The following is a 25,971-nucleotide window of genomic DNA, read 5'->3' on the forward strand; positions in this document are numbered from 1 at the left end:
CGTATCAGAGGTTTGACGCCAGAAAACACTCAATTTTTCGCGAGGAGGCGACAGAATGCTCTGAACTATAGGAATCGTCAGCCGCTGGAAACTTTTAGGATGACTTCATTATTTCAAGGAACCAGGCAGCTTTCCTGTAGATATTCTCCTGGCATACCCAGTAGTCATTCCAGAGACTGACCCAGGTCCCGACACAGCCCGGGTCCTTCAGCCCTTCCCACCCCCTGTCTTCGGGCCGATCGTGCAACGCGATAAGAGTGTCGTGGATTGCGATAATTTTCTCCTCGGTAATATCATTCACGAGCCAGCCGCATTGCGGACACCACCATCCGATTGGGATCTCGCCCGGGAGATTATCTTCATCTATATCGTGAATGAAGGCACGGGTCATCCTGACATTATCACAATATGGGCTTGGGCAGATAGGGGCGAGACGCAGCATGCTCATCGGGCTCTATTGGATATGGCGACGTTTAGATAGATGAATTTAATCTCCGCCGGAGAGATTTTTCATTTGACTCCTGGCCGGAGGACCACCCTGTCGCGATGCCTCGGCCGCGACCTCCCGATAAACCCGGGTCCGGCCCCCGACGATATGGATCGCCAGGAGACCCTCTATGATCGAAAAAACGCCCGGTAATCCCCGGTCCTGAGCGAGTAGAACAAAGGATTGTCCGGTCCCTCCAGTCTTCTTCGGGTCGGCATCCTCGGCGAGTGATGCTAATCGCTCGCCTATCCGCAACGCGATGGATCGTGGGATATTTTCATGTTACAGCGGGCCATCGCGGTAATGACCCCCCGGATCTCCTCTGCACTGAGCGGCTCCTCGTCAAAACACCGTATTTACCGCAGGTCCTCGATCTTCCAGCCCAGGTAATCCTTGATGACCGTATACGCGAGTTCCGGCGGGATCGCCCCCTGCTCCGTGACGATCAGGTCGATATACTCCGCAGGGGTCACGTCGAAGGCCGGGTTCCGGACCCGGACGAAGGGGAGTTTCTCCGCCTCCTCGCGGGGCAGCACCTCGGAGGGGTCCCGCTCCTCGATCTCGATCAGCTCCCCGAGGATCGTCCGGGGCGCAAACTTGTAGGTCTCCGCCGCCACGATGACATTCGTCCGCGTCTCGTTTGCGGAGTGGGCGATCTGGGCGGTCCCGATCTTGTTCACCACCGCCCCGTTCACCGCAATGGCGTCGGCGCCGACGATGACGAGGTCGACATCGTTGATGAAGTAGCGGACCGCCGAATCGACGATATAGTTTGTGCGGATTCCGGCATCGTTCAGGGTCCTGATGGTGATGAGCCCCTGCCCCCGCGGCCGCACCTCCGTCGCGTAGACCTCGATATCCTTGCCCTGCCGGTGCGCCTCGAGGATGCACCCGAGCGCCGCCTCGGAGTTGCAGTGAGTCATGAGGACGTCGCCGTCGGAGATGTGGCGCGCCCCGATTGCCGCTATCTGCTCGATTGCATGCTCCGAGTGGTCGACGAACTCCGCCGCCCGGCGGAGAACCTCGTCCCGCGCGGCTTCCACGGATTCAAACGAGTCCAGGGCCCGCATCACGTATCGTACCGCGTTCGGGAGCGAGACGGCGGTCGGCCGGGTCCCGGTGAGGATATCCGCCGCCTTCCGCATCTCCATTCTGAAGGTATCGGGGTCGGATGTATCGAGACTCCCGGCATAATCCGCCAGTGCCTCCACCGCCGCCCGGGCGATCCGCCCGGCGCCCCGGATCTCCATATTCTTTATGCTTGCTGCCGTCTCACTCAGTAACATAGTCATTCATTCAGACGACCACTACATAGATTTATTGACGTGAACACACATGTCGGTAGCCGTTGTTTTCGATAGTGCGGGCACACTTCTGCGCACCTACCGGGTGGCGCGCGATCTCCTCCACGATGAGATGCTGACCGAGGTCGAGACCACCACCATCACCTTCGGGGCCGAGGCAAGGGTGCTTGTCGTCCTCCACCTCCACTCCCGGGACGTCATCGAGGCGCCGGAAGACCAATTGCTCTCGGCGTTCTTCCTCGATCGGTCGATCGGGTTCGGGGTAGCCTGTTCCCGGCGGGTCATCCCTGCAGAGGCGGTCGCAGAGATCCTCTACACCGACAAACACGCCAGGATCGGCGACCTGCAGGTCTGCATCCGGCGGGTCTGGGCCTGCTGCAAGAGAGAATCAATCGTCACCATGAACAGCGGCGTGATCCTGAACATGGACCTCCCCGGGATCGAGTTCACGGTGACCACCGGCGGAAGACCGTTTGACGGCGCGAAGGAGGCCATCAGCGAACTGCACCGGATGGGCGTCCCCGCATACATCGCATCGGGGGACCGCATCACCAAACTCGAACGGATGGGCGACTACCTCGGCATCCCCCGGGAACGGGTCTACGGTATCGCCACGCCCTCGATGAAAGCCCGGATCATCGAAGACCTCAAAGAGCAGTATGATAAGGTTGTTATGGTCGGGGATGCCATCAACGACCTGAACGCCTTCCGGAAAGCGGATCTTGCGGTGCTCACCGAGCAGCAGTCCGACCGGAAACCCGACATCCTGTACGCCACCGCCGACCGGGTCATCCGTAACGTCAGCGAGGTGCCCGGTATCGTGGCGGAACTTCTCGCGGACACCACGACGACCGGAAAAAGTGCAACAATATAAACCCTAATATGATACCACGAGAAGACTTTAACGAGGAGCTTGAGATGACCCCACTCATTACGGTGAAGGATCTCTGTATGGAGTTCAACGGGACCGTTGTACTCAACAATATCAATTTTGAGGTGGCAGAGGGAGAGACTGTCGGTATTATCGGGAGAAGCGGGGCCGGAAAGACCGTTCTTATGCACCTTATGCGGGGTGTGGACCAGCCCCCGACACGGGGTGCGGTCGTCTATCACATCGTCGCCTGCAGTGCGTGCGACTACATCGGCGTCCCTGGCGAGAAGGGGAAGCCGTGTCCCGTCTGCGGCGGCGAACTCAAACCGGCGGACGTCAACCTCTGGGCGGAGGAGAACGCGGCGATGAAACGGCGGATCATGCGGCGGACCGCCATCATGTTCCAGCGGACGTTCGCCCTCTACGGCGATGACCGGGTGATCGAGAACGTCCTCCGGGCGCTCGACGATATCGGCTATCCGGCGGAGAAAGCGGTCAGCAGGGCGGCTGACCTCATCGACCAGGTCCGGCTCTCCCACCGAATGATGCACATTGCCCGGGACCTCTCGGGCGGCGAGAAGCAGCGGGTGGTGCTCGCCCGTCAGCTCGCCAAGAACCCGTTCATGCTCTTTGCGGACGAACCGACCGGGACGCTCGACCCGGAGACCGCCACGCTCGTTCACCGGATGCTCATCGAGAGCGTGAAGAAAAACGATATGGCGATGGTGGTCACGTCGCACTTCTCAAGCGTCATCGAGGACGTCGCGGACCGTGCGATCCTCCTTGAAAACGGGGAGATCAAAGAGATCGGAGCCCCGGAGGCCGTAATCAACCGGTTCATGGAGAACTACAGCGACGTCGAACAGCACGAGGCGGGAGTGGTCGGCGAGAAGATCCTGGTCGCCCGGGACGTGGTCAAGCGTTACCTCTCGGTCGACCGGGGCGTGGTCAGGGCGGTCAACGGTGTCTCCTTCGATGTCTCCGAACAGGAGATCTTCGGGATCATCGGCAAGAGCGGTGCGGGTAAGACGACCCTCTCCCGGATCATAGCGGGGGTCCTTGAGCCCACGAGCGGCGAGATGAACATCCGGATCGGGGACGACTGGATCGACATGACCAAACCCGGGATCGAGCACCGGGGCCGGGCGAAGGGCTACATCGGCCTCCTCCACCAGGAGTACGACCTCTACCCGCACAGGACGGTGCTCGACAACCTCACCGACGCCATAGGCCTGGAATTCCCCAAAGAACTCGCGATGAGGAAGGCGATCATCACCCTCGGCATGGCCGGGTTTGCCCCCGAGAAGAGCCGCGAGATCCTGGACCGCTACCCCGGTCAACTCTCCGAGGGCGAGAAGCACCGGGTGGCCCTCGCCCAGGTCCTCATCCGCGAACCCCTGCTCGTCGTCCTCGACGAACCGACCGGCACGATGGACCCCATCACGAAGATCGACGTAAAACACTCGATTCTTCACGCCCGCGCGGAGATGGACGAGACGTTTATTGTGGTATCGCACGACATGGAGTTCGTCCGGGATATCTGCGACCGGGTGGTGCTCATGCGGGGGGGCAAGATCATCAAGATGGGCCCGACGGAGGAGGTGCTCGCTCACCTCACCGAGGATGAGCGACGGGTGATGGGAGCACCTGCTCCCTGAGGTGCCGACGATGAAGATCGACCTGGACGGGAAGGCTGTAGAGATGCCGTCTGGGTCCCGGCTCGGGGACCTCCTCCCCGGGCGGGACGTGCGGTGCAGCGTTGCGGTCATCCGCCCGATGATCGCCGAGGAGGGCAGCGCGGAGGTGCAGGAGGTCCGGTTCGTCACCACGGCCGGGGATATGGTCGTCGAGGTGGCGGACCCTGCCGTGGTCTCCCGGATCTTCGTGTCCGGGCTTGCCGAACAACTGCGCCTGCACTGGCAGGACCGGCACGCCGCAGCCTTCGGGCCTTTTGCATCGGACGTGCGGCCCGCACGGGAGCCTGGCCGATACGAGCGGGGCGACGTGATCCTCGGGTGCGGCGGTTACGACCCCGCCCGGTCATACCTGATCTTCTCGCGCATGAGCCATACCGCCGACTACGGCGCTCCGGCGAACGGCGGGGTCATCGGCAGGGTCGTTACCGGCCGGGGGCTGCTCGACCGTATCGGCGAAGGCGACCGGGTCACCGGGGTCGAGCGGGTGCTCAGGCGTGCGGACCGGTCGCACGCGATCGTCACCCGCGATGCGGCGTTCCCGCTCGAAGACGGAATGCAGGTCGTCTCCTACGTGGAAGCGGAGGTGCAGGGGTTCGGAAAAGACGGGATCGATACCCGGACCGCCCGGAGCGTCGAGCACTTCCTCCTCTCCGTGAAGAAGGGCAACTTCCCGGTGGACCGTTCGAGCAGCACCCACATCGCCGACACGCACCTGGTCCCGACGAAGGTCCCGGAGGAGTTCTCCGGACCGAGACTTGAAGGGACCGTTACGATCCGGACCGCCGGAAAATCTTCGGGAGCCATCTACATCTACACGCAGGGCGTATCGGCAAGTCCGGTGCACACCGTCGTCGGTCGGGTGGTCCACGGCATCGAACTCGCCCGGTTTGCCGGTAAGGGAGACCTTCTTGCCCTCCGGGCCGATCCGGAACAGTTCGATCTGGTCGGTCTTTCGCTTGAGGAGGCCGGGGATGCCGCCGCCCGGCGGGGTATCGCCCTCACCGCAGACTCGACCGAAGGCGACCGCGTGGTGGTCGGCCAGACCCCCGAAACAACCCTCGAGGTTCTCGCCGGGGGGGCGGTCCGGGTCGCAACAAAGCCCGCCGACCACGTCATCAGCATCACCCTCGACGGGGCGGCCGCCCCCCGGTCGGTCACGATCTTCCGCGAGGTGACCGGGCTCAAACATCACGCCGTCGGAAAGATGCCGCTCGTCTTCATCTTCGAAGACGTCTTCCTCTTCAAGCCGAAGATCGGCAAGGGCGTCGCGATCATCCCGGAGAACACTCCCACGGGCGAGGTGCCGGCCCTCACCCTTGCGATGACGAACGACTCCCGGCGGGGCGTCGGCATGGTCGGCATCCGTATGACGCCGAACGCCGAGTTCGGCCCGACTGCCGAGCCGCTCACGGGGACGAACGTCATCGGGAAGGTGCTTGATGCGGGGAACCTTGCCGGGATGCGCGAAGGAGCGACGGTATATGTAAGGGAGGTGGAGTGATGGCCGAGTATATACCCGCGTACGTAGGTACGGTGACGAAATACGTCTTCGTCGAATCCCCGACCATGACCCCCGGCGAGCTCGCGCTCCGGGCGTACGAGGTCTCCGAGGGCGTCCTGATCAAGGAGACGTGTTTCGGACTGCAGGTGACGGGCGAACCGGAGGCGGTCGACCGCCTCATCGACACGATCCGCGGGTTCGATCCCAATCACATCTTTGTCAAGGACCGGGGGTTCCCGCCCGGCGACCCGAGACGGTGCCGGGCGAACCTCGGCGGAGCGCGGCCGGGCTATCTCGGCCATGAGCGGGAGTTCCGGATTCTCCGCTATATCACCCACGGCCTTGAGGAACTCGACCGGCGGGGGGCGGAGGAGCCGGCGGCACCGCCCGCACGCGAGAAGAAGAAACCCACACTGGATATTAAGCGATTACAAGAACTGATAGAGACAGAGGAGCCCTGAACAGAATGGCAAAGGTGTTTATCTATCCTGCAACGAGCCTCATCCTCTCCGACCTGGTGGCCCGGTTCGGACATAAACCGCTCGGTGCAGCCCTCGGTATCCGGGAACGGATACAAACCGCCGGGATCGACTCCCCGCCCCTGCAGATCACGCCCGAAGAGCCCAAGCGCGGCCTGAAGTATGCGGCGGTTGAGGTGCCGTCAGGTGTTCGGGGGCGGATGGCGATCTACGGGCCTCTCATTGAAGAGGCCGAGGCTGCGATCATCGTTACCGACGCGGACTTCGCGTTCGGGTGCATGGGGTGCGCCCGCACCGACGAGTTGATCCTCTTCTCCCTGCGCCAGAGCGGCATCCCGATCCTGGAACTGAAGTATCCCACGGACGAGGAGGAAGGCGTGCAGTTCGTCGCCGCCATCAAGAAGTTCCTTGCCGGTCTCCCGAAAGAGGAGGGCAAGGCATGACCCGAAAAGTAAGGATCGCCCAGCTCTCCTGCGGCGCCGAGTACAGCGGCGTCCAGAAGGAGATCTATGCGGCCGCCGAAGCGGTGGGCGCCGAAGTCTTCTTCCCCGATATCGCCCTCGCCGACGTCGAGCGAGCGGTCGATGCGTTCGGGCTGGACGTCAAAAGTGCCGACTTAAAACTCATGATCGCCCGGGGCCTGGCTCTGGTGGAGGGAAAAGTCGATGCGGACGGGGTCTTCATCGGCACCTGCTTCCGGTGCGCCGAGGCGGCTATCGTGAGAAACGAACTCCGGCGGTACATCCCCGAACACTCGCGGCTGCCGGTGGTGAGTTACTCCTTCACCGAGCGGACGACCGCAGGGACCCTTCTCACGAGGATGGAGGCCCTGACCACCATCGCCAGACGGAGGGCCCTCCTTGCCCGCGAGGAGCAGACCGGGATCACCATGGGCGTCGATTCGGGGTCGAGCACGACAAAGGCGGTCGTGATGAAGGACAACAGGATCGTCGGCACCGGCTGGCTCCCGACGACCGAGGTGCTCAAGAGCGCCGAAGGCACCATCGCCCAGGCGCTTGAGATGGCGGGCATCGCACGGGAGGATGTCCAGGCGATCGGGACCACCGGATACGGGCGGTTCCTGGTCGGAAAGCACCTCAAGGCCGACCTGATCCAGGAAGAACTGACGGTGAACTCGAAGGGCGCCGTCTACCTCGCCGGCCACCAGCGGGGAGCCTCGACCGTCATCGACATCGGCGGCATGGACAACAAAGCCATCAGCGTGATCGACGGTATCCCCGGGACGTTCACCATGGGCGGGATCTGCGCCGGTGCGAGCGGCCGGTTCCTGGAGATGACCGCGAAGCGCCTCGGCGTGGACATCACCGAACTCGGGCCCCTCGCCATGAAAGGCATCGGAAAGAACGTCCCGATGAACAGTTACTGCATCGTCTTCGGGACGCAGAGCCTGGTGAACGCGCTTGCGGCAGGGAGTTCGCCCGAGGACGTGGCGGCTGCGGCCTGCCACAGCGTTGCGGAGCAGGTCTTTGAGCAGCAGCTGCAGGAGATCGATATCAAGGAGCCGGTGATCATGGTGGGCGGCACCTCGCTGATCGAGGGGCTGGTCTACGCGATGGGCCAGCTCCTGCAGACCGAGATCATCGTCCCGCCCTATTCCCAGTATATCGGCGCGGTCGGGTCCGCCCTGCTTGCGTCCGGGTTTGTCCAGGGGGAGTAGATGCCCCCGTTGACCTACTTCGTCGTCGAATCTCCCGATGCCGTCGGGAGAGAAGTCTACGAACGGATCGCGTCGGACGTGCTCCAGGACCTCGACCTCATCAAGGTGATCGACCGGCTGCACATCTACGTCGACCCGAAGGTGCCGATCTTCGTCGCTGCAGGGCTGCTCCGCCATATGCCGCGTGAGATCCGCGTCAGCGACTTTGCAAACATCAATCCCGGCGACGCGGAGATCGTTCTCGACATCGGCGACGAGACTTACCTTGCGCCGCTGCTCCGGAAACTCTGGGCCCGCTTTGGAAAAGAGAACGTCGATCAGCCGGACCGGTTTACGGTCGTCCTCCCGGCCGGCGTGGTCGGAGAAGAGGAACTTGAGAGACTGGTGGTGGCCGACCCGAGCGAGACGCTGTATAAAGACGTCATCTACGCGCTTCAGTACATCGCTCCCGAGGGGTTCAAGGTCCGCCGCCAGTATATCAAGAACGGTAAGTTTTACTACGTGGCAAGCGAGGATACTCTGCCGGGAGACATCGTAGAAACGGTTGTCGCGCCGATCTTTGCAAAGATGGGGGAGACGTTATGACGACGCTGGTGCCGGTGACCTACAAGGGAGGCGTCTACCGGCACGACGAGATTGCGGACCTGATCGACGACCTCGGGGGCTACATCGTGCAGAAGCACATTATGGCCCAGGACGTCGTGCTTCAGTCGTTCGTGCCGCGGGACGACATCGGCCTGATACGGGAGGTTGCAAAGCCGCTTGCGGGCGAGGTGACCGAAGCGCCCCTCGTCGGGACCGAGATCGCCGTGGTCAGTCCGAGCCTGGAGATCCATCACCTCCCGCACACCGCCTGCGACATCGCCGAGTACCTCCGGCGGGCCGGTGCGAAGACCAACATGGTCGGGCTTGCGCGGGGGTTCGGCAAGCGGATTGCAAACCTCAACGACGAGGAGCGGGACATCATCAACGAGCACGATCTCGCCGTCTACGCCCTCGGCAACTTCGAGGAGTGTATCCGGCAGAAGTTCCCGGTGCTCCGGCGCGGAGTCCGCGTGCCGATCGTGGTGACCGGCGCCCCGGACCGCGAGACCCTGATGCGGATCGTCGACCCGCCCGCCGAGGGCTACGTCGGCGGCATCGGGAGGATCATGCACCGGTTCAAACGCCCCGAGGAACTCGCGAAACTCGATGAGCTGGTGGACGAGGTCTCCCGCACCCTGGACGCCCGGCGTGACGACCTCGCCAAAGACCCGCTCTCCGTCTTCCCTCCCCGTCTGATGGCGATCATTGAGGACCGGATCCATGAGGTCAGTATGCTGACGCACCCGACGCCCGTGACCGTCCAGATGGAGGGGCTCCGGGTGAAACTCCCCTACGACCCGTATGCCCCGGCCGTACGGTCGCTTGAGGTCGTTGAGGGTGTCACCGTCGGAGATATCGCCGACGTCACGCCGTCGCGGATGCGCAATTACATATTGATCCGGATTAAACCCTTCTCCGAGACCGGGGTACTGGTGTAGAGATGGACTTCGAGAAGATGCTCACGAGGGTTGCGGAACAGGGGTCGGACGTGGTTGCGGAGGAACTCCTCCGGGAGATCGAGGCGGAATACGGCAGGGTTCCCCTGATCTTTGAGCGGATGGCGGAACGACCAGAGATCCTCATCTCGCACCTGCTCTACAAGGGTGCCGTGGCCGAGACCAGCCAGCTCGAACCGAAGGTGATCGAGCTCATAAGCCTTGCGGTGGGCGCAGCGCTCAAGTGCCGCCACTGCGTCGAGTATCACATGCAGTCGGCGATGGCGAAGGGCGCAACCCGGGCGGAGATCCTCGAGGTGATCCTGATCGCGGGGATGCTCGCGAACTCCGCGGTCCTTGCGGACGCCTACCGTGTGGTGGACGGTTCCGGTCCCTGCCCGTCGTGCGATATCAACGGGACGGGCCTTGGTAAGACCCGCCCGGATAAGTAGTCGGAGCATGTGCGGCATTGCCGGGCAGTTTGCCCTGAACGGGGGAGAAGCGGACCCGGACCTTGTCCGGGCCATGGCAGAGCGGCTCTTCCACCGCGGTCCCGACGGCGAGGGGAGTTTCTTCTCCGGTCCGGTCGGCCTCGCTCACCGCCGTCTTGCAATCCTCGACCTCTCCGACGAAGGTCGGCAGCCGATGGCAAACGAGGACGGGTCGCTCTGGATCGTCTTCAACGGCGAGATCTATAACTACCTCGAACTCCGGGAGGAACTCTCCGCCGCCGGCCATCGGTTCTCCTCCGCAACCGATACGGAGGTGATCCTGCACGCCTACGAGGAGTGGGGGAGGGACTGTCTATCCCGGTTCAACGGGATGTGGGCGTTCGCCCTCTGGGACGCGCGGCGCCGCGAACTCTTCTGCGCCCGGGACCGCCTGGGCGTCAAGCCGTTCTACTACACCCTCGTCGGGGGATCGTTTCTCTTCGCCTCGGAGATCAAGGCGCTCCGTGTCCATCCTGCAGCCGGCGGGAAGCCGAACGACCGGACGCTCTCGACGTTCCTCGCCTGGGGGGTTGCGGACCATACCCCCGAGACGATGTACGACGGCGTTCTCCAGCTCCCGCCGGCGCACTCGTTCGTCGTCTCCGGGGAGGGAAGCGGGGTCCCGGAGCGTTACTGGGATTTCGCGGTGAACGACGCCCCCGGGGGAGACGTCGGAGACGATGAAACCGCCCGAGGGCTCCGGGACCTCCTGGCCGATGCCGTCCGGCTCCGGCTCAGGAGCGACGTCCCGGTAGGGACCTGCCTTTCGGGCGGCATCGACTCCTCGACGATAACCGCCCTGATCAACGCCCTTCTGCGTGCGGAAAACCCGGGGAGCGTCGGCGACCGGCAGAAGACGTTCTCGGTCTGTTTCGACGACGAACGGTTCGACGAGAGCAGGCATATCGATACGGTGGTTGCGGCGACGGGGGTCGCGAGCCGCCGGACGACGCCCGCGACGGAGGGGCTCTGGGAGGACATTGAACGGCTCCTTTACCTGCAGGACGAGCCGTTTGCGTCGCTCTCGATATACGCTCAGTACTGCGTGATGCGGCTTGCCCGGGATGAGGTGAAGGTGGTCCTCGACGGGCAGGGGGCCGACGAGCAGCTCGGTGGCTACATCGCCTACCAGGCGCCTTACATCCGGGGCCTCCTCCGGCAGGGGCACACCCTCGCGGCGCTCCGGGAGGGTGTCGGAAGCGCGAGGCGCCACCGGTCCTTTTTTTCATGGGCGGTCCGCCAGTCGCGGGTCCGGTCGGAACGGCGGGAGCTCCTCCGGGGGTCCGCGCCGGAGGTCCTCCGGTATGCAGGATCGCTTGATGAGGTGCTGAAACGGGAGATCACCGCATCGAACCTTCCCCTCCTGCTGCACTGGGAGGACCGGAACTCCATGGCTTTCTCGATCGAGGCCCGGGTCCCGTTCCTCGATTACCGGGTCGTGGAGTATCTCGCGTCGCTCCCGCTCGACCAGAAGATCCGCCGCGGCGTCACGAAGTATGTCCTGCGGCGGGCGATCCGGGGGCTGGTCCCGGACGCCGTCCGGTGCAGGATGGACAAGATGGGGTTCGTCACCCCCGAAGAGGTCTGGATGAAGGGGGAACTTGCGCCGAAGATCCTCGCGCTCTTCTCAACGCCTGCGTTCTCCCGGCGCCCCTACTGGGATGCAGAGCGGGTGCTCCGGAATTACCGGGAATTCCTTGACGGAAGAAGTGCCTACTCCACCGAGTTCTGGCGGATAGCCTGCGCGGAGATGTGGCTCCGGCAATTCGACACGTAGGCGGGTGAAGCGTCACTCTTCCTCCTGCGGGCAGATCCCTCCCTTCTCGCGCAGGTGTCTTCCCGCATACGCCGCGAGCAGGACCGAGAGCACGCCGGTGATGAAGATGCCGTCGAATATCCCCGCACCGCCGATGGAGAGAACGGTCGCCCGGCCCCCGGCGAGCGCCGCAAGCACGTCCGGATTCGCGAGGTTGAGGATGTCGGCGCCGAGCAGGGTGCCCATGGTCCCGCCAGCATAGGCGAGTCCGGGTGCGGCGTGGCAGCCGCGGGCGAGGAGGAGTCCTGCTGCGGCGCCCGCGAGGGGCGCAATGTAGAGCGGCATGGTGATCCCGAGACCGGGGACCGGCGTTGCGAAGGCGTAGGTGACGAGCGCTACCGCGATGACGGCTATGAAGGTCTTGGAACGCGAGACCTGGCCCCGTGCGATCATCCCGGCGGTCACGATGAACGGGATTACGGCGCCGCCCACGTTGACCGCGATGAGCGCCCCTCCGGCAGGGAGCAGCGGGATATCGATCAGGCTGCCGAGCAGCGCCCCCGCGGTCGCGAGCAACGCCTGGGAGAACCGGAGCCCGATCGATTCAAAGATCCCCTCGGTGATGAGGAGCAGGTTGAATATGACCAGAGCCGGTATGAGGACGGCTAAGACGATGATGATCTGCTCCGGGCTGAAGGGAACCGGCAGGATTGCAATCGTGGATACCTCGGTCTCCATGGGGTTCAGGTATACGGATGTCTCCACCATAAATAGTTTCACTGTCTCTTTTGCGGTCTTTGGGACAGGTCTGCCGCTTCAGCCGCGGGTCCGGGAACGGATAACGGCTCCCATCCGCTCCTCCCGACGCTGCCGTTTCGGTTGGGTACGGATGCTTTTTCGTAGTTTTACGAGAAAAGCAGCGATTTTAAAAAAATGGAAATCTTAAATGGCTTATTTTATCTTCCTTTTCAAATAGATATTTTCATATAGGGATAATCAGAGATAATGATAACATAATAATTCCTTCCTCGGATTGGATAATGGACGCCGGATAGCACATATCCGCGGTATATCTCAAAGACGAGCGACCGCCCCTCGATCCCGGTCGCATACGTCGGGGCGATGAGTGACTGAAGATGACACCGTTCTTTCTGACCGGTCGTATCGGTGTGGATGGACATGGACACCTTTACCGTTGAGGACCTGATCCGGCGTCTGGAACGGCTTCAGGCACGGGGTCCGATCCCCTTCAATGTAAAGAAGGGAGAGATCATCGGTATCCTCTGCACCGGCGATCAGGGCCGGAGGACCCTGATTGCCGTCCTTATGACGGTGCTCTTCCCGGTCTCCGGGTTTGCCGAACATTCGTCGCTTGCAATCCTCGGGAACCTCGGAGACGTGCGGCGGAGTATGGGCATCGTCCTCCAGGAATCGGTCCTCGACCCCGTGACGACCGGCAGGGAGAACCTGGAGTTTGGTGCACGGCTGCACGGCCTGGACGATGAAGTCCGGGAGAGACGAATCTCCGAGGTCATCGGACTCTTCGGACTTCCGGAGTATGCTGACGCGGCGGTTGAAACCTATCCCCCGGCTATCATGCGGCGTCTCGAGATCGCCCGGGCTTTTCTTGTGCACCCGGGCGTCCTCTTCCTCGCCGAGCCGACGAAGGAGCTGGATGAGTCCGGTCGCCGGGAGATCTGGGGCCTGCTCCGGTGTCTGAACCGTGAGCGGAGGGTGACGATCATCTTCACGACCCACGACCTCGACGAAGCGGAGGCGATCTGCAACCGGGCTGCAGTGGTGGACGGCGAAGAGGTCGTGGCCCTGGATACGCCGGCCACCTTTCGTGCGATGATGGCTGTCACCGAAGCACATCTGAAATTCAACGATACCGCCTGAGCGTCCGGGCCCCGCGTCGGCGAACGGAAAACCGAACGGATCAACATATATTTAATCCCGTTGTAAGAGGGATATATGCTTGACATTCGTCCTTCACTTGCGTTCCTTCTCCTCGCCGGGAGCACTCTCGCGGCCGTGCTGATCGGTGGGTGTCTTGGCGGCGGCCCCGCTTCGGGAGACCGGGTCAGCCGGACCATACCCCCGGGAGAGGCATCCGCCCTGATCGAAGAAAGGGGAGGGGACCCGATGTTCGTCGTCATCGACGTCCGGAGACCGGAAGAGTATGCCGGCGGGCATATCCCGGGCGCGATCAACATCGACTCGGCGCACTTTTCAGAGAGCCTTGAGAGCCTGGATGCGAACGGAACATATGTCCTCTGCTGTCAGCGGGGCGGCCGGAGCGCCGGCGTCCGCAAATTGATGGGAGAAGCCGGGTTTTGCGAAGTTTACGATATCAAAGGCGGCTTGAACGCCTGGAAGGCCGCCGGGCTTCCGGTGACGAAAGACTGAAACCCGGAAAGGCGTTTTACGTGAAGGAAACGAAAAGGGGGTGGTGAACCCCGGGAGGGCGGAAGGCCCCCGGCGGCAGTTTCCCCTCAGATGATGATGGCCGCGGTCTTCTGGTCCTTTTCCTCGTCGAAGTCGGTGATGGCGACCTCCGTAGAGAGGATCAGGCCCGCAATGGACGCCGCGTTCTGGAGCCCGAGTCGGACCACCTTTGCGGGGTCGATGACGCCGTGCTCCGCCAGGTTCTCGTAACTGCCGGTCTTTGCATTGTAGCCGAACGCGTCGTCGTCGCTCCCTTTTATGGTGGCGATGACTTCTGCGCCTTCGACGCCGGCGTTCTTTGCTATCTGACGAACGGGCTCTTCGAGCGACCGTCGGACTATGGAAACCCCGATCTTTCGGTCGTCCTCGAACTGCAGTTTGTCAAGGGCACCGATTGACCGGAACAGGGTGACGCCGCCCCCGGCAACCACGCCCTCCTCGACCGCCGCCTTGGTGGCGTTCAGGGCATCGTCGATCCGCATCTTCTTCTCTTTCAACTCGGTCTCGGTCACCGCACCCACCTTGATGACCGCCACGCCCCCTCCGAGGTTTCCAAGCCTCTTTCGCAGGTCGTCCTTCTTCAACTCCGAGTCCGTTATGTTGATCTGCGACTCAATCAGGCGCATGCGGTCTTCCAGAGCCTTGCGGTCGCCTTTGCCGCCGACAATCAGCGTCTTTTCCCCGTCTACCTTGACGGTGTGGGCCGTGCCGAAGACCTGCCGGGTTACGTTCTCCAGTTTCATTCCCCGATCCTCAGAGACCACCGTCGCGCCCGTGAGGACTGCGATGTCTTCGAGGATTGCCTTGCGTTCGTCGCCGAATCCGGGTGCTTTGACCGCACAGGCTTTGAGAGAGCCCCGGATGATGTTCAAGATAAGAGCCGCCTGAGCCTCTCCGTCAACATCTTCGGCGACGATCAGAAGCGGTCTGCCTTCCCCCGCGGCCGTCTCCAGGATCGGGACCATCTGCTTGAGCGACGAGATCTTCCGGTCGGTGAGCAGGATGTAGGGGTCTTCGTACTCGCAGACCATCTTCTCGGGGTCCGTGACCATGTAGGGCGAGATGTACCCCCGTTTGAACTGCATCCCTTTTACCACATCGAGGCCGGTTTCAAGGCTCTTTGAATCCTCGACCGTGATCAGGCCCCCGTATCCGACCTTATCCATCGCGTCGGCGATGAGTTTCCCGATCTCTTCGTCGTTGTTCGCGGAGATCGTGGCGACCTGAAGAACCTTGTCCCTGTCTCTCACCGGAGCGCTCGTCGACCGGATATACTCCACCGTCGCCGTAACCGCGGCATCGATCCCCCGCCTGATCTCGATCGGGTTTGCTCCGGAGGAGATGTTCTTCAGGCCCTCGGTGAGGATGGCCTGGGCGAGAAGCGTTGCCGTTGTCGTTCCGTCGCCGGTCTTGTCCTGGGTCTTCTGGGCAACCTCCTTGACGAGTTTCGCCCCGATGTTCTCGAACTTGTCATGAAGCGAGATCTCTTTCGCGATCGTCACGCCGTCGTTCGTCACGATGGGGCTTGTCGGTTTGTCGATCACGACGTACCTGCCCCTGGGGCCGAGCGTGATCTTGACGGTGTCGGCAACCTTATTGACACCGGCAAGGAGCGATCTGCGTGCATCTTCGTCAAACATCAACTGTTTTGATGATACCATATCCCTCACTCCATCTTTGCCAGAATGTCCTTAAACGGGACAAACACGTACGTCTCCGAGTCGACCTCGACCGTATCCGCGCTGTAGCCTCCGTACAAAACATGGTCTCCCTGTTTCAAGGGGAGCGTCGTTCCGTCGTCGCGCTGTCCTACCGCAACAACGTATCCTTCCTTTTTCTTCTCCTGCGCGGATTCCGGGATGTAAATTCCACTCTTCGTTACTTCTTCTTTTTTTACGGGTTTTATCAGAACCCGTTCTCCTATTGGGGTAATCTCCATGAGTCTATCTCCTCCAGAGATTGTTTGCACTCATATCCTTGGGTGCAAAAATATTTAAAACTTATTGATTTTGTAGATACGATATCGACATTTTGCACACGTTTATATTGTATCGAGTACATACTCCTGAGCAATCAATGGCTCCAGCAGCAAGGCAGATTGTGTTCAGGCAGATTGAGAGACCAAGAGGTAAAATCGGGCCCGAGCCCGAGAACCTTGAATGGTTCTTCAGCAGCCTTGGTATCGGGGAAGGACGGGACGTCGACCAGGTCGCCCAGCGGATCCTTATCGCGCTTCTTGTGTACCAGATCTCCGGAAGCGGCGTACCTGTGGAACGGATCTCGCAGGACCTGGAGGTCTCCAGCGCCCGCATCAACCACCACATCAGAAACCTGGTCGAGGCCGGTGTCGTATATCGTCACAAGAGGCTGATCTACCTCCGGGGAAACAGTCTCCAGTCGATGGTCCAGGAACTGCGCAAAGACGCTCTCCGAGTCCTCGACGACCTCGAGATCGCGGCTGTAGAGATCGACCGGTCGCTCGGTATCGACGACTGAGTCTTACGACCCGTTTGAAACGCCGGTGCTCCTACTCTTCGTGCTTCACGTAGGTGACGCCTTCCGGCTCTTCTCTCTCCCGGGTCTCGATCACGACCGTGCCGGAGATCCTGTTAAAGAGCCTCTGCTGTCAACTACCCCCACTTCAGTGGGGGGCATGCTCCTAGAGATGGGAGCACGCTCTTTAGGGGCTTCGCGATTCCACCTCTCCCCGGTGTCGGGGGAGCGGACCGCAATAGGCCGGTTGACGGCGGCCCTGGCAGCAATGTCGCTGCACTGTGGTGTCGTTTGCGCAGGTGTATAGCCGTGATCCGCAGGAGAGGCTCCTGCTTCGTGCCTTCCAGAGCGCAACAGATATCAGTTGGACTTCCCCCGGCATAAAGAATAGCCGTGCGGGGTGAAAGTGTATCGTGATATGCGAAGGGCCGATTCCTCCCACGACTCAAGTCGCGGGAATCCTCGGCCCATTTTCTTGCCAGGCATGGTAAGCCATCCTATCAGGCAGTCGAGGATGATGAGAAATGCCTTCCCGAAACTCTCGACTGCAGCGGTCGCAAAGCCGATATCCTCTCCTGCACGGCCGACGGCCCGGATCTTGAGCGCCATCTTGCCGATGGACTGGCCCCGGTATCCCTCAAGCAGCGTCCAGTAGAGGAAGAGCACGACCGAGAAGAGGCTGAAAGAGAAGAGCCCGGGTCCGATCGTGACCTGCCAGGCGGGTGAAAGCCGATCTGAAATAGCCAGGACCGGAAGCCCGATCAGGACGATATCGATGAGCCAGGCCCAGAACCGAGTTTCCCACCCGGCAAGGTAGAGGGTGACCATATCACTCTTCTGCGGTTCTCCGCGGGTCTTAAGTATTCCCGGAAAAAAGCGGACTATCCGATATAACTCAGTTCTTCGCGGCCTTTGGCCTCTTCGGCTTCCCGGACACGTGCTATGAGTTGCTCCATCTCACCGGCGCGTTGCTGCAGCGAGGTATGGTCGACCTCGATCCCGAGCAGGCGGGAGAGGACGGAGAGAAGGTTGTCGGCGCTCTTCGGGTCGGCGATGTAACCGCTCGTCTCGCCCATCAGGCAGATTCCCTCGATACCCCTCACCTCGCCGAGACCGAGCAGGAGGCCCGAGGCCCCCACGATCACTCCCTCGCTCCCGGCGTTCTCGAACGAACCGCCGGCCGCCTCTACCTCCGGGCGGAGACGCTCCATATTGACTGCGGAGAGCACCCTCGGGTTCTCGACCAGGTGGCCGACCCCGTAGCCCCCGAGCGCATAAATCCGCCGGACACCGAGGCTTTCCGCAATGTCCAGGTATCGCTCGGTCAGGATATAGTGCCCCGGGGCCGAACTGCTCTGAAAATCCCCTACGAGAAAGAGGACCGCCTTCCCGTTCTTCTCGGAGCGGTAGACCTTGTTGTTGACCAGGTGGGTGACACCCTGTTCGTCGACGACCACCTGCGGAGGAAAATGGAGCGAAGAGATCTCCGCTATCATTTCGCCTTCAAGTTCATCGATCAGGTGGTCGGCAACAAGTTTCCCGACGTGCCCGATACCGGGCAGGCCCTCGATCAGGACCGGGGCGTCGAGGTTGTCGTCTCTTGAAAAACTCACTGTGACGGGTTCCATCCGCGTACCACTCTCCTGTACCTGCCGTATCTATCTTCCGGAGAAAAACGGGCCGGATGGGCCGGCCGTGTCGGCCTGCCGCAGACCGGGCAGATCACAGAGAGCGTATACCTTAGATCGTCTGGACAGCGGCGAATACGATTGCTCATACGGTCTTATCCGGTTTTCTGCTTCCGGATAAATTTGCCCGATCCCCCCGCCCGCTCGACGACGCCGACGGCGGCGCTCGCCGCCTTCTCGATTGCCTTTTCGGCTGCCTTATAATCGGGTGCGGTCACTTTTATCCGGTATTTTGGGGCCCCGATGTAGATCAGGTCGATCTCCACATCGTCGACTCTCGGCTGCGCACTCCGGAGCGCCCTGCGGATCACGTTGACGCCGTCGGGCCGCGACGACGTCAGAATAAGATGTCCCGTAATGGTCACCTTCGGGACTTTCACGTTCTCGTGCGCGATGGAGATGAGCGCTTCCTTGACCGGTTCATCGAGTTTCAGCTTATCCGTCGCCTCGCCGCCGGTGGTGACGATATCCTCAAAGGCCGGGTACAGCTGGCCGTATTCACGGTATACGGCCTCCTCGATGATCGCCCGGTCCACCCCCGCTGCTTCGGAAGCGAACCCGACCCACTTCGTAGCCTTCTGCTCGTTCTTCCACTCGTGAATCTTCTCGCGCCGCTGGTGTTCGTTTACGTCTTTCAACGAGAGGTCGATGTGGCCGCGGTCGGGGTCCACATTCAGGACTTTGCAGACGACTTTCTGTCCTTCTCGTACGTAGTCCCGGATGTACTTTATCCAGCCCCGTGCAATCTCGGATATCGGTATGAGCCCTCTATGCCCGTCATACTCATCCAGGGTCACGAACGCTGCAAAGTCTTTAACGTCCGCGACCGTGCAGACGACGAGTTCTCCTTCGTCGGGCCACTCTCTCTCATGCATGGAATAATCACTCAAGTACTGCCAGTATCTCAGCCTTTATATCTGCTTTCCCACCGTGGGGTTCTGCAAGGACACGTCCGCAGACGTTGCACTCCACGACGGTGCTCGCTCTCTCGAAGACAACCTGTTCGTTCTCGCAGTCGGGGCACTTCACCCGGAGGAATGTGCTCCTGTTTTCCCTGTTCAGCCGGACCATAACTACCTCACTCCGTAAGCTCGAATTTACCAATCCGGAATCCCGGTCGGAGGTGCGCCTTTCCACAGACCGTGCACCGGTACCGCACGTTGATCCTCTTCGTCGGCTTGTCGCCGCCGGGCACTTTGTTGAACTTGCCCATGTTGCCAACCGTGCTCCTGCGCCCCTTCTGGCGGTCAATCCAGTTGAAGTGACGCACTTTGCCCTTCTTCACCTTCACGACTTCGTGAATCTGATGAGTCCTGCAAAATGGGCAGTACGTCTTGAATTTGGACGGCATTTTCATGATAGTAACCTCTATTCAATAGACTCGAGTACCTATATTACTTGTTAAGCCTAATATTTAAGGCTATGTCGTGCTCACAGAGCACGTCCGCATTGTTTTCCGGCAGGGTGACGATATCCCCCTGTTTCAGTACGTAGGTCCTGCCGTCCACCCCCATGAACGGCTCCATGTCGGAGCGGATATGCACAAGCGCATGGGGGAACGGGACGGGGCGGGGAGCGGCGGCTGCCGGTGCCGCCGGAGCAGATGTCGCTGAGGCATCGCCGGTCTCATCGATTCGGGGAGCGGAGACCGCACCGCTGCCGTCGAAGGCAGACTCCCCCCCGTGGACGAGCGCGCTCCGGCAGGCCTCGATGGAATCGATGATCTGCCCGTACATCACCCGTTCTGCCGGAAGCATCTTCCGTGCCTCTTCTTTATCGAAGTACTGCCCCTCAATCTGCTGATACGCAAGATCGAGGATCTGGCGTGTCCGGACCGAGAAGATCTCCTGCACGGTCTCGGTGACGCTGCCGATCTCCTCGATGATCAGGCCCCCCGCCCGACTCTCCAGAGGGTTTTTCAGGTCCCGGAAATCCCTCTTGCGTTTCTCGATGTATGCCCAGGCGTCTTCATAGAGACCGGGCTCGATCTCCGAGAGCCTTCCCGAATGGTGCATGTCAAGCAGCATCTGGCGCAGTTTCTCAAGGGTGTCGACGACCATGCCTCACGCACCCCCGGTTATCTCCGCCATGTTCCGGCAGCAGAGGAAGACCGCAAGCGCCTCGGGGACGCTGACGGTTCCGGTTTTCAACGTGTAGGTGTTCCCGAGCAGGGACGTGGTGAAGTTTGCCTTCATCTCCACCCGCACCTCCCGGTCGCCGAAGGCCACCGCGTCTACGAGCGGGTCGAAATCCGCGAGGTCCCGGATGTCGAGCGGCACCACCCGCATACCGCTGCCGCCGTGCAGCGATCCCGGCGTCCGGATCAGCCGCTTGATATCGGTCGTGACCGGTTCGTCCGCACGTGCCCCTCTGTCCCGGACCCGGTTCTCGAAGTCGGGTGCAGCCCAGATTGCCTGGACGACACGGTTCTGCCGGAGGTCGGCGGGGTCCTTCCCGGAGAGGACCTCAAGGTCCGCGAGAAACTCCACGGCCGCCCGTTTGCTGACGCCGGGAAGCCCCGCGAGGTAGTCCTTCGCCTCGTGGGGTTCAAGCCCCGCAAGCCAGGAGAGGTGAGACCGGAGGGCATCGGCATAACGCCGACGCCACCCGGTCCGGGCCCCTCCCGGGGCAAGCATCACGGCCGGGTCAAGCCCGATGCCGCAGATGTAATCGACGACCTCACGCCGTTCCGGACTCCCCCATCCCCGGACGGCGATATCCGTGACGTGGATATGGTAGCCGCGCCCTCCGGAGAAGGCAACCCGGATCTGGTTCCGGGAAAAGCCGAGCTCGTCTATCAGCATCCCGACCAGCTTCTCGGTCTCTTCCTTGACCCGCGCAAGCATCGCCGGGTAGGGGCCGCGGACGATCTGGTCCGCGTCGAGGTCGAAGATAAGGTCGGCGCCGGCCCAGTGCTTGTCGTTCATCGTCGGCGCCGACGGCGTCTGGTAGTAGGCCGTCGAGTAGTAGACATGGGCGGGAATCAGGTTTCTCACGTAGGCGTTGAGTTCCTGCGGGTCCATAAACGCCATATGCCGCCGCATCCGGACCTCGGCCGACGCGTCGAAAAAGACGAAACCCCATTCCCGCTGCTCAAGGGAGGACGGAACGATGAGGCTCTGCCTCTGATAATACTCGGCAAACCTCTGTTTCACAAACTCGAGCGTCGCGGGCCTCATAGGAACGTCTTGATCATGTATGGGCCAACTTGTTCATATCCCTGTTTCCTGTAGTAAGGACGCACCCCGACACCGCTCATCACCGCGAGCCGTCCGTAACCGTGATCGCGGGCCTCCTCCTCGGCCGCGGAGAGAAGCCGGAGGCCGAAACTGCGGTGCTGCCACTCGTCGGGCGCTGCCGGGGCGCTGAGGGGGACCACGCTCCCGTAGACGTGGAGCTCGCGCAGGAGCGCAGCGTCGTCGAGTTCCTCGCGGAAGGGCCGGTGCGGGAACCGGAGCCGGGCGAACCCGATAAGGGCGTCCTCCGAGCCCGCCTGGATGAAACGCTCCTCGCCGCCGCAGGCCGGGTAGACCGTGGTCGAGATCGCCGCCGCCTCAGGTGCCGCCGTCCTGCCGACCTCGCGGCACCGGATGCACCGGCAGTGAAGGCCCTGCGCATGGAGCCGCGCCTCCGCAAGCTGCCGGAAGTTGCTGTGCCTGGAGCCCGCGACGATCAGTTTCGCCGGTATGTCCCGCTGGACCCGCTGGAGGCGGACGTACTCCGGGAGAAGGGACTTTGCATAGGCAACGAGATCGACCAGTTCCTCCTCGGTATACGGGCGGTATCCGCCCTCTTTCCAGAGGCGCTCGATCTCCGAAGCCGGCGTCACCAGGGTCGGGTAGATCTTCAGGAAGTCCGGCCGGAACCGCGGGTCGGCGAAGAGTTCCTCAAACATCCTCCGGTCGTCCGCCATGCTTGCCCCGGGGAGGTTCGGCATAACGTGAAACCCAACCTTCAGCCCGGCGTCGCGCAGGAGGCAGTTTGCCGCGACCGAGTCTGCGACCGTGTGACCCCGCCGGTTGTAGTCGAGGATACGGTCGTCCAGGTGCTGGACGCCGAGTTCTACCTTGGTCACGCCCATCGCGAGCATCCGGTCGATATGCTCTTCCCGGCACCAGTCGGGCCGTGTCTCGAAGGTGGCGGCGACGCACCGGACTTCCGCCCGCTCATTTGCAGCAAAAACCGCATCAAGGTCGGGCTTTGCCGGGGGAGTCCCGTGCCGGGGGTAGTCGTTCATCGCCTGCACGGCAGCGCCGACAAACCACTCCTGGTACTCGACCGGTCGGGCGGTCATCGTCCCGCCCATAACGATCAACTCCGCTTTGTCGACGTGGTGCCCGAGCGCCTCGAACTGTTCGAGGCGGGCCTGCACCTGGTCGTAGGGGTCGAACGCGTGTTCCCGCGCCCGGAGCGCCGCGGGTTCTTCGCCCGTATAACTCTGGGGAGACTTGAAGGGATGCTCCGGTCCGCCGGGACAGGGGAGGCACTTCCCGTGGGGGCAGGGGTGCGGCGAGGTCATCACCGCAACGGGCGCCACCCCCGAGAGCGTCCGCGTGGGTTTGACGAGGAGAAGCGGCCGGAGCCGCTCGTGCTCTTCCGGCGTAGCGGCGGCGAGAATAGCCGAGTTTTTGGGCATATCGGCGCCGGATTCCCGGCAGACCTCAAGTTTGATCCGCTGAACGTCGGCGGGGCCGGATGCGGTAGAAAGGATGCGGGAGATCATCTCCCGGAGGGGTTCGGTATCGCTCATCGCTTAATGTTCGGTTGCAACCCGTTCTGACGACTGAAAATCGGCGTGGTATTCTATGTAGGGATTGTGATTGGCCCTGATGTGCTGGACAATCTCGTTACCAAGCGTCAGAATAGCCTTTTTATGGGTGACCTTATTCTTATGGATATGGACTGGTGAGATGTGGAGAGCATTGTACTGGTCGGTCGATATGGTCTCCCCGGTTGTGGTTTCATAATATTTCTTGATGTGGACTAACAGCATGTGTAAGTGGAGAAGCTCTTCTTTTTGCACAATATCACCTTTCCTCGAAGAATAACTACTGCCCTCGGGTAGATATAATTTGTTGGTGATCTTTTTATAATGAATGAGATGCAGGCGGTCGGGGCGTTTATCGGGCTTGCAATAGGCGATGCACTGGGCGCGCCCCTGGAAGGCCTTCCGCCGGGCCCATTTGTCGTAACGGAAATGCAGGGAGGCGGGATTCACAACACCCTTCCCGGACAGTACACCGACGATACCCTGCAGGCGTCGGCTCTTGCACAGACGCTTGTCCGGCGCGGTGGGTTCGATCCGGAAGACTTCGCGAAAAGGCTTGTTCAGATATATCGAGCCCATCCGAAGTTTTTCGGACCGACGTCCCGGGCGGTCCTCGACCTGATCGAAGAGGGCGTCAGCCCCGGGGCCGCCGCAAGGCTGGTGCACGAGACCAGAGGCGGGAGCCGTAGCAACGGGAGCGTCATGCGCGGAATACCGGTCGGCATCTTCTACCCGCCAAAGGAGGTGCGCGAGGTGAGCCTCGCCGCGTCGGGGGTCACTCACCACGACCCCGTCGCCGGTGAAGCCTCGGCGTTCGTCAACCGGATGGTCAGCGGGATCTGTCGGGGCGAAGGGGTGGGTGCGGCCTTCGGGCAGGCCCTCTCCGCCTGCCGCGATACCGAACTCCGGGCACTGCTCGAAGATTACCGGGAGCACCCGCCCGACCCCTCGCTTGACGCCGTCCTCTGCACCCACTGTGCCGTCAGGGTCTTCATGGAGGCGTCATCCTTCCGCGAAGCGGTGGTCGCGGCGGTCAACCTCGGCGGCGATGCCGATACCGTCGGTGCGATCGTCGGCGGTCTTGCCGGAGCGCGCTATGGATACGAGGCGATACCTGCGCCGTGGCTCTCGGCACTCCAGGACCGGGAAGAACTCCTGGCCCTCGCCCGCCGGCTTGCCCGGGTTAGCCGGGCATAGTACTCTAAAAAAGACTTTCCCGTAACGACGGTTCGATACGGTAACGTCAGATTGGTCGCAGTTCCACCAGTTTCAGGGACCGGCCCCGCTCGCAGACGTCAGGAGCGTTGCCGAGAACCTCCCCGACGACGTACTTCTCCCCCTCGATGATGCCGTCGGGACGGCAGAGCCGGTAACTCCGGCAGCCGCCCCTCGGACAGGAGAACTCGTAACTCACCTTTGAGTTCATAATCGCCATGTCGGAGCCGATAAGCGTGACGATGGGGGCCTCCGCCACATCGACCGCGACCGCCGCCTCATGATGGACCGGGCAGTCGTGCCGGGTGTTTGAGCGGACCCCCACGACCTGGTACTTCTTCCCCGGCTGCAGGTTGTGGCAGACCTTCTGGACCTTGCAGCCCTCGCACTCCGCGCAGGTGTTGCCTTCATAGACGAACTCAAGCCCCTCTCTCGCAAGCGCGGCGCCGATCAGCGTCACCTTCGTCTTCTCCTTTGCCATTTCCGCCTCACTCCCGGTAGAGCATCTTCACAAGGTTCCGCGCCGACTCCGGCGTCAGTCCCATATCCAGTATCGTGAACCGTTCCGGCCGGATCTGCCGGGCGGCGAGCAGCGCCTCTACGGCCGTCTCATCGTCGACCCCGATCTCGGCGGGGGTGGTCGGTGCGCCGATCTTCCGCAGCGAGTCGCGGATCGCCTCCCAGTCCCCGCCGTGGAGGTACATCGTGATGATCGCCCCGATACCGCATTGCTCCCCGTGAAGGCCCTTCCCGGGCGCGAGCCGGTCCAGCGCGTGGGAGAACTTGTGCTCGCCACCGCTGCCGGGCCGTGAAGACCCCGCGATGCTCATCGCGACCCCCGAAGAGACCAGCGCTTTCGTCACGATCCAGGCGCTCTCCTCGGAATGTGGTTTGATAAGGTCGGCGTTTTGAAAGAGGATCTCGGCGGTCATCCGGGCGAGCGTCAGCGCATACTCCGAGACCGGTTCTCCCGTAAGGCGGTGGGCAAGTTCCCAGTCGAGGGTTGCGGTGCAGTTCGCTATGATATCCGCGCACCCGGACGCGAGCAGCCGGTGGGGCGCCGACGCAATGACGGCGGTATCGGCAACGACGGCGATGGGCGGCTCGGCGGCGAGCGAGACGTTCCCGTCGGCGGTCGGGACCGAGGCCCTCGATGAGGCGATCCCGTCGTGCGATGCGGCGGTCGGGACGCTGATGAAGTGACGGTCGACATTGTAAGCGGCGATCTTTGCGGTATCGATGACCCGGCCTCCCCCGACGCCGATGACGAACCCGGCTTCTGCCGACGCCGCTTCGGCCTTCCGGATCGTCTCGACGGGCTCGCCGCCGTCGATGGTAAACGTTGTAACGTCATAGGACCCGGCGAGGAGTGCTTCGACCCTCTTCCCGGCAACATCCCGTGTCTGCTTCCCCGATACGATGAGCACAGAATCGCCGAGAGCAAGGTCTTCGCAGACAGCCGGGATCTGCTCGATGGCGTCGTGACCGACGACGACGTCGCGAGGGAGCTGCATCCATTTTGATTTGTCGAAGACTTTGGTTCTGAGTAGGTTTATGCGGTCTGCGCTCATTTAG

Annotated in this window: 31 protein-coding genes; 14 read left to right on the forward strand and 17 right to left on the reverse strand. The window is 62.0% G+C overall.

The annotated features are described in order from the left end of the window. Positions 1-94: 94 nt before the first annotated feature. Together BRA42_RS04705 and BRA42_RS04710 are read right to left on the reverse strand one after the other, a co-directional pair. Positions 95-391, reverse strand: a complete 297-nt coding sequence (locus BRA42_RS04705; protein WP_292408976.1) for a hypothetical protein — start codon at positions 389-391, stop codon at positions 95-97. A 452-nt stretch (positions 392-843) separates the two neighbouring features. Beyond that, positions 844-1,773 carry a ribose 1,5-bisphosphate isomerase gene (locus BRA42_RS04710; protein ID WP_342770342.1) on the reverse strand — a complete coding sequence of 310 codons (930 nt, stop codon included), beginning with the start codon at positions 1,771-1,773 and terminating at the stop codon, positions 844-846. Positions 1,774-1,822: 49 nt separating this feature from the next. On the opposite strand from BRA42_RS04710, the gene BRA42_RS04715 reads away from it, so the two are divergent. The 10 genes from BRA42_RS04715 to asnB are packed head-to-tail and all read left to right on the forward strand — an operon-like array spanning position 1,823 to position 11,805. After that, positions 1,823-2,665 carry an HAD family hydrolase gene (locus BRA42_RS04715; protein WP_292408972.1) on the forward strand — a complete coding sequence of 281 codons (843 nt, stop codon included), beginning with the start codon at positions 1,823-1,825 and terminating at the stop codon, positions 2,663-2,665. Between the two features lie 44 nt (positions 2,666-2,709). Continuing rightward, positions 2,710-4,320: a methyl coenzyme M reductase system, component A2 gene (gene atwA, locus BRA42_RS04720; protein ID WP_342770343.1), complete on the forward strand. Its 1,611-nt coding sequence runs from the start codon at positions 2,710-2,712 to the stop codon at positions 4,318-4,320. 10 nt (positions 4,321-4,330) lie between these two features. Next, the gene (mmp3, locus tag BRA42_RS04725; RefSeq protein ID WP_342770344.1) at positions 4,331-5,860 is read left to right on the forward strand and encodes a methyl-coenzyme M reductase-associated protein Mmp3; all 1,530 of its coding nucleotides are present in this window, start codon (positions 4,331-4,333) and stop codon (positions 5,858-5,860) included. Beyond that, on the forward strand, positions 5,860-6,321 hold the full coding sequence (locus BRA42_RS04730) for a methanogenesis marker 6 protein (RefSeq protein ID WP_292408966.1): 462 nt from the start codon (positions 5,860-5,862) through the stop codon (positions 6,319-6,321). The genes mmp3 and BRA42_RS04730 overlap by 1 nt, the downstream gene beginning before the upstream one ends. Positions 6,322-6,326: 5 nt before the next feature. Continuing rightward, entirely contained in the window at positions 6,327-6,782 is a 456-nt protein-coding gene (locus BRA42_RS04735; RefSeq protein WP_342770345.1) for a methanogenesis marker 5 protein, read from the forward strand. Beyond that, positions 6,779-8,017 (forward strand): methanogenesis marker 15 protein, encoded by a 1,239-nt coding sequence (locus tag BRA42_RS04740; protein ID WP_292408964.1) that lies wholly within the window; start codon positions 6,779-6,781, stop codon positions 8,015-8,017. Before BRA42_RS04735 ends, BRA42_RS04740 begins: the two co-directional genes overlap by 4 nt. After that, positions 8,018-8,602, forward strand: a complete 585-nt coding sequence (locus BRA42_RS04745; RefSeq protein ID WP_342770346.1) for a methanogenesis marker 17 protein — start codon at positions 8,018-8,020, stop codon at positions 8,600-8,602. Beyond that, complete coding sequence (locus BRA42_RS04750; protein WP_292408960.1) at positions 8,599-9,540, forward strand: methanogenesis marker 7 protein; 942 nt, start codon at positions 8,599-8,601, stop codon at positions 9,538-9,540. The genes BRA42_RS04745 and BRA42_RS04750 overlap by 4 nt, the downstream gene beginning before the upstream one ends. 2 nt (positions 9,541-9,542) lie before the next feature. Continuing rightward, positions 9,543-9,989 (forward strand): carboxymuconolactone decarboxylase family protein, encoded by a 447-nt coding sequence (locus BRA42_RS04755; RefSeq protein ID WP_292408958.1) that lies wholly within the window; start codon positions 9,543-9,545, stop codon positions 9,987-9,989. Positions 9,990-9,996: 7 nt separating this feature from the next. Continuing rightward, positions 9,997-11,805, forward strand: a complete 1,809-nt coding sequence (gene asnB / locus BRA42_RS04760) for an asparagine synthase (glutamine-hydrolyzing) (protein WP_342770347.1) — start codon at positions 9,997-9,999, stop codon at positions 11,803-11,805. A gap of 12 nt (positions 11,806-11,817) precedes the next feature. Here asnB and BRA42_RS04765 read toward each other — a convergent pair whose 3' ends face one another. After that, positions 11,818-12,522: a DUF1614 domain-containing protein gene (locus tag BRA42_RS04765; protein WP_342770348.1), complete on the reverse strand. Its 705-nt coding sequence runs from the start codon at positions 12,520-12,522 to the stop codon at positions 11,818-11,820. Positions 12,523-12,963: 441 nt separating this feature from the next. On the opposite strand from BRA42_RS04765, the gene BRA42_RS04770 reads away from it, so the two are divergent. Together BRA42_RS04770 and BRA42_RS04775 are read left to right on the forward strand one after the other, a co-directional pair. Continuing rightward, complete coding sequence (locus tag BRA42_RS04770; RefSeq protein WP_292408952.1) at positions 12,964-13,683, forward strand: ATP-binding cassette domain-containing protein; 720 nt, start codon at positions 12,964-12,966, stop codon at positions 13,681-13,683. Positions 13,684-13,758: 75 nt separating this feature from the next. After that, positions 13,759-14,193, forward strand: a complete 435-nt coding sequence (locus tag BRA42_RS04775; RefSeq protein ID WP_342770349.1) for a rhodanese-like domain-containing protein — start codon at positions 13,759-13,761, stop codon at positions 14,191-14,193. Between the two features lie 86 nt (positions 14,194-14,279). On the opposite strand, the gene groL is transcribed toward BRA42_RS04775, so the two are convergent. Both groL and groES read right to left on the reverse strand, forming a co-directional pair. After that, positions 14,280-15,893, reverse strand: coding sequence for a chaperonin GroEL (groL, locus tag BRA42_RS04780; RefSeq protein WP_292408948.1), 1,614 nt, complete (start codon positions 15,891-15,893; stop codon positions 14,280-14,282). Positions 15,894-15,898: 5 nt separating this feature from the next. Then, positions 15,899-16,171 carry a co-chaperone GroES gene (groES, locus tag BRA42_RS04785; protein WP_292408946.1) on the reverse strand — a complete coding sequence of 91 codons (273 nt, stop codon included), beginning with the start codon at positions 16,169-16,171 and terminating at the stop codon, positions 15,899-15,901. A 137-nt stretch (positions 16,172-16,308) separates the two neighbouring features. On the opposite strand from groES, the gene BRA42_RS04790 reads away from it, so the two are divergent. After that, a complete protein-coding gene (locus BRA42_RS04790) occupies positions 16,309-16,728 on the forward strand; it encodes an ArsR family transcriptional regulator (protein WP_292408944.1) in 420 nt (139 codons plus the stop codon). A 357-nt stretch (positions 16,729-17,085) separates the two neighbouring features. Here the strand turns inward: BRA42_RS04790 and BRA42_RS04795 are convergent, their stop codons facing one another. Genes BRA42_RS04795 through BRA42_RS04840 form a run of 10 tightly spaced genes read right to left on the reverse strand, consistent with a single transcriptional unit; the run spans position 17,086 to position 23,436 of the window. Continuing rightward, on the reverse strand, positions 17,086-17,553 hold the full coding sequence (locus BRA42_RS04795) for an RDD family protein (RefSeq protein ID WP_292408941.1): 468 nt from the start codon (positions 17,551-17,553) through the stop codon (positions 17,086-17,088). 53 nt (positions 17,554-17,606) lie between these two features. Further along, on the reverse strand, positions 17,607-18,353 hold the full coding sequence (locus BRA42_RS04800; protein WP_292408939.1) for a proteasome assembly chaperone family protein: 747 nt from the start codon (positions 18,351-18,353) through the stop codon (positions 17,607-17,609). Then, positions 18,335-18,502 (reverse strand): RNA-protein complex protein Nop10, encoded by a 168-nt coding sequence (locus BRA42_RS04805; RefSeq protein ID WP_292408937.1) that lies wholly within the window; start codon positions 18,500-18,502, stop codon positions 18,335-18,337. The genes BRA42_RS04800 and BRA42_RS04805 overlap by 19 nt, the downstream gene beginning before the upstream one ends. Positions 18,503-18,508: 6 nt before the next feature. Beyond that, the gene (locus tag BRA42_RS04810; RefSeq protein WP_292408936.1) at positions 18,509-19,288 is read right to left on the reverse strand and encodes a translation initiation factor IF-2 subunit alpha; all 780 of its coding nucleotides are present in this window, start codon (positions 19,286-19,288) and stop codon (positions 18,509-18,511) included. 7 nt (positions 19,289-19,295) lie between these two features. After that, a complete protein-coding gene (locus BRA42_RS04815; RefSeq protein ID WP_292408934.1) occupies positions 19,296-19,484 on the reverse strand; it encodes a 30S ribosomal protein S27e in 189 nt (62 codons plus the stop codon). 7 nt (positions 19,485-19,491) lie between these two features. Beyond that, a complete protein-coding gene (locus BRA42_RS04820) occupies positions 19,492-19,770 on the reverse strand; it encodes a 50S ribosomal protein L44e (RefSeq protein ID WP_292408932.1) in 279 nt (92 codons plus the stop codon). Positions 19,771-19,807: 37 nt separating this feature from the next. Continuing rightward, positions 19,808-20,473, reverse strand: a complete 666-nt coding sequence (locus tag BRA42_RS04825; RefSeq protein ID WP_292408931.1) for a hypothetical protein — start codon at positions 20,471-20,473, stop codon at positions 19,808-19,810. Positions 20,474-20,476: 3 nt separating this feature from the next. Continuing rightward, positions 20,477-21,592, reverse strand: coding sequence for a DNA primase small subunit PriS (locus tag BRA42_RS04830; RefSeq protein ID WP_292408930.1), 1,116 nt, complete (start codon positions 21,590-21,592; stop codon positions 20,477-20,479). Then, the gene (locus BRA42_RS04835) at positions 21,589-23,163 is read right to left on the reverse strand and encodes a tRNA uridine(34) 5-carboxymethylaminomethyl modification radical SAM/GNAT enzyme Elp3 (protein ID WP_292408927.1); all 1,575 of its coding nucleotides are present in this window, start codon (positions 23,161-23,163) and stop codon (positions 21,589-21,591) included. The genes BRA42_RS04830 and BRA42_RS04835 overlap by 4 nt, the downstream gene beginning before the upstream one ends. 3 nt (positions 23,164-23,166) lie before the next feature. Then, on the reverse strand, positions 23,167-23,436 hold the full coding sequence (locus BRA42_RS04840; protein ID WP_292408926.1) for a UPF0058 family protein: 270 nt from the start codon (positions 23,434-23,436) through the stop codon (positions 23,167-23,169). A 69-nt stretch (positions 23,437-23,505) separates the two neighbouring features. Here BRA42_RS04840 and BRA42_RS04845 point away from each other — a divergent pair, with 69 nt between their 5' ends. Continuing rightward, positions 23,506-24,378, forward strand: a complete 873-nt coding sequence (locus tag BRA42_RS04845; protein ID WP_292408925.1) for an ADP-ribosylglycohydrolase family protein — start codon at positions 23,506-23,508, stop codon at positions 24,376-24,378. Between the two features lie 46 nt (positions 24,379-24,424). On the opposite strand, the gene BRA42_RS04850 is transcribed toward BRA42_RS04845, so the two are convergent. Continuing rightward, positions 24,425-24,877 carry a UPF0179 family protein gene (locus tag BRA42_RS04850; RefSeq protein ID WP_292408923.1) on the reverse strand — a complete coding sequence of 151 codons (453 nt, stop codon included), beginning with the start codon at positions 24,875-24,877 and terminating at the stop codon, positions 24,425-24,427. A 7-nt stretch (positions 24,878-24,884) separates the two neighbouring features. Further along, positions 24,885-25,967: an NAD(P)-dependent glycerol-1-phosphate dehydrogenase gene (locus tag BRA42_RS04855; RefSeq protein ID WP_342771284.1), complete on the reverse strand. Its 1,083-nt coding sequence runs from the start codon at positions 25,965-25,967 to the stop codon at positions 24,885-24,887. Positions 25,968-25,971: the final 4 nt, after the last annotated feature.

The sequence above is a fragment of the Methanoculleus sp. UBA374 genome, from assembly GCA_002508705.1.
Classification (GTDB): domain Archaea; phylum Halobacteriota; class Methanomicrobia; order Methanomicrobiales; family Methanoculleaceae; genus Methanoculleus; species Methanoculleus palmolei.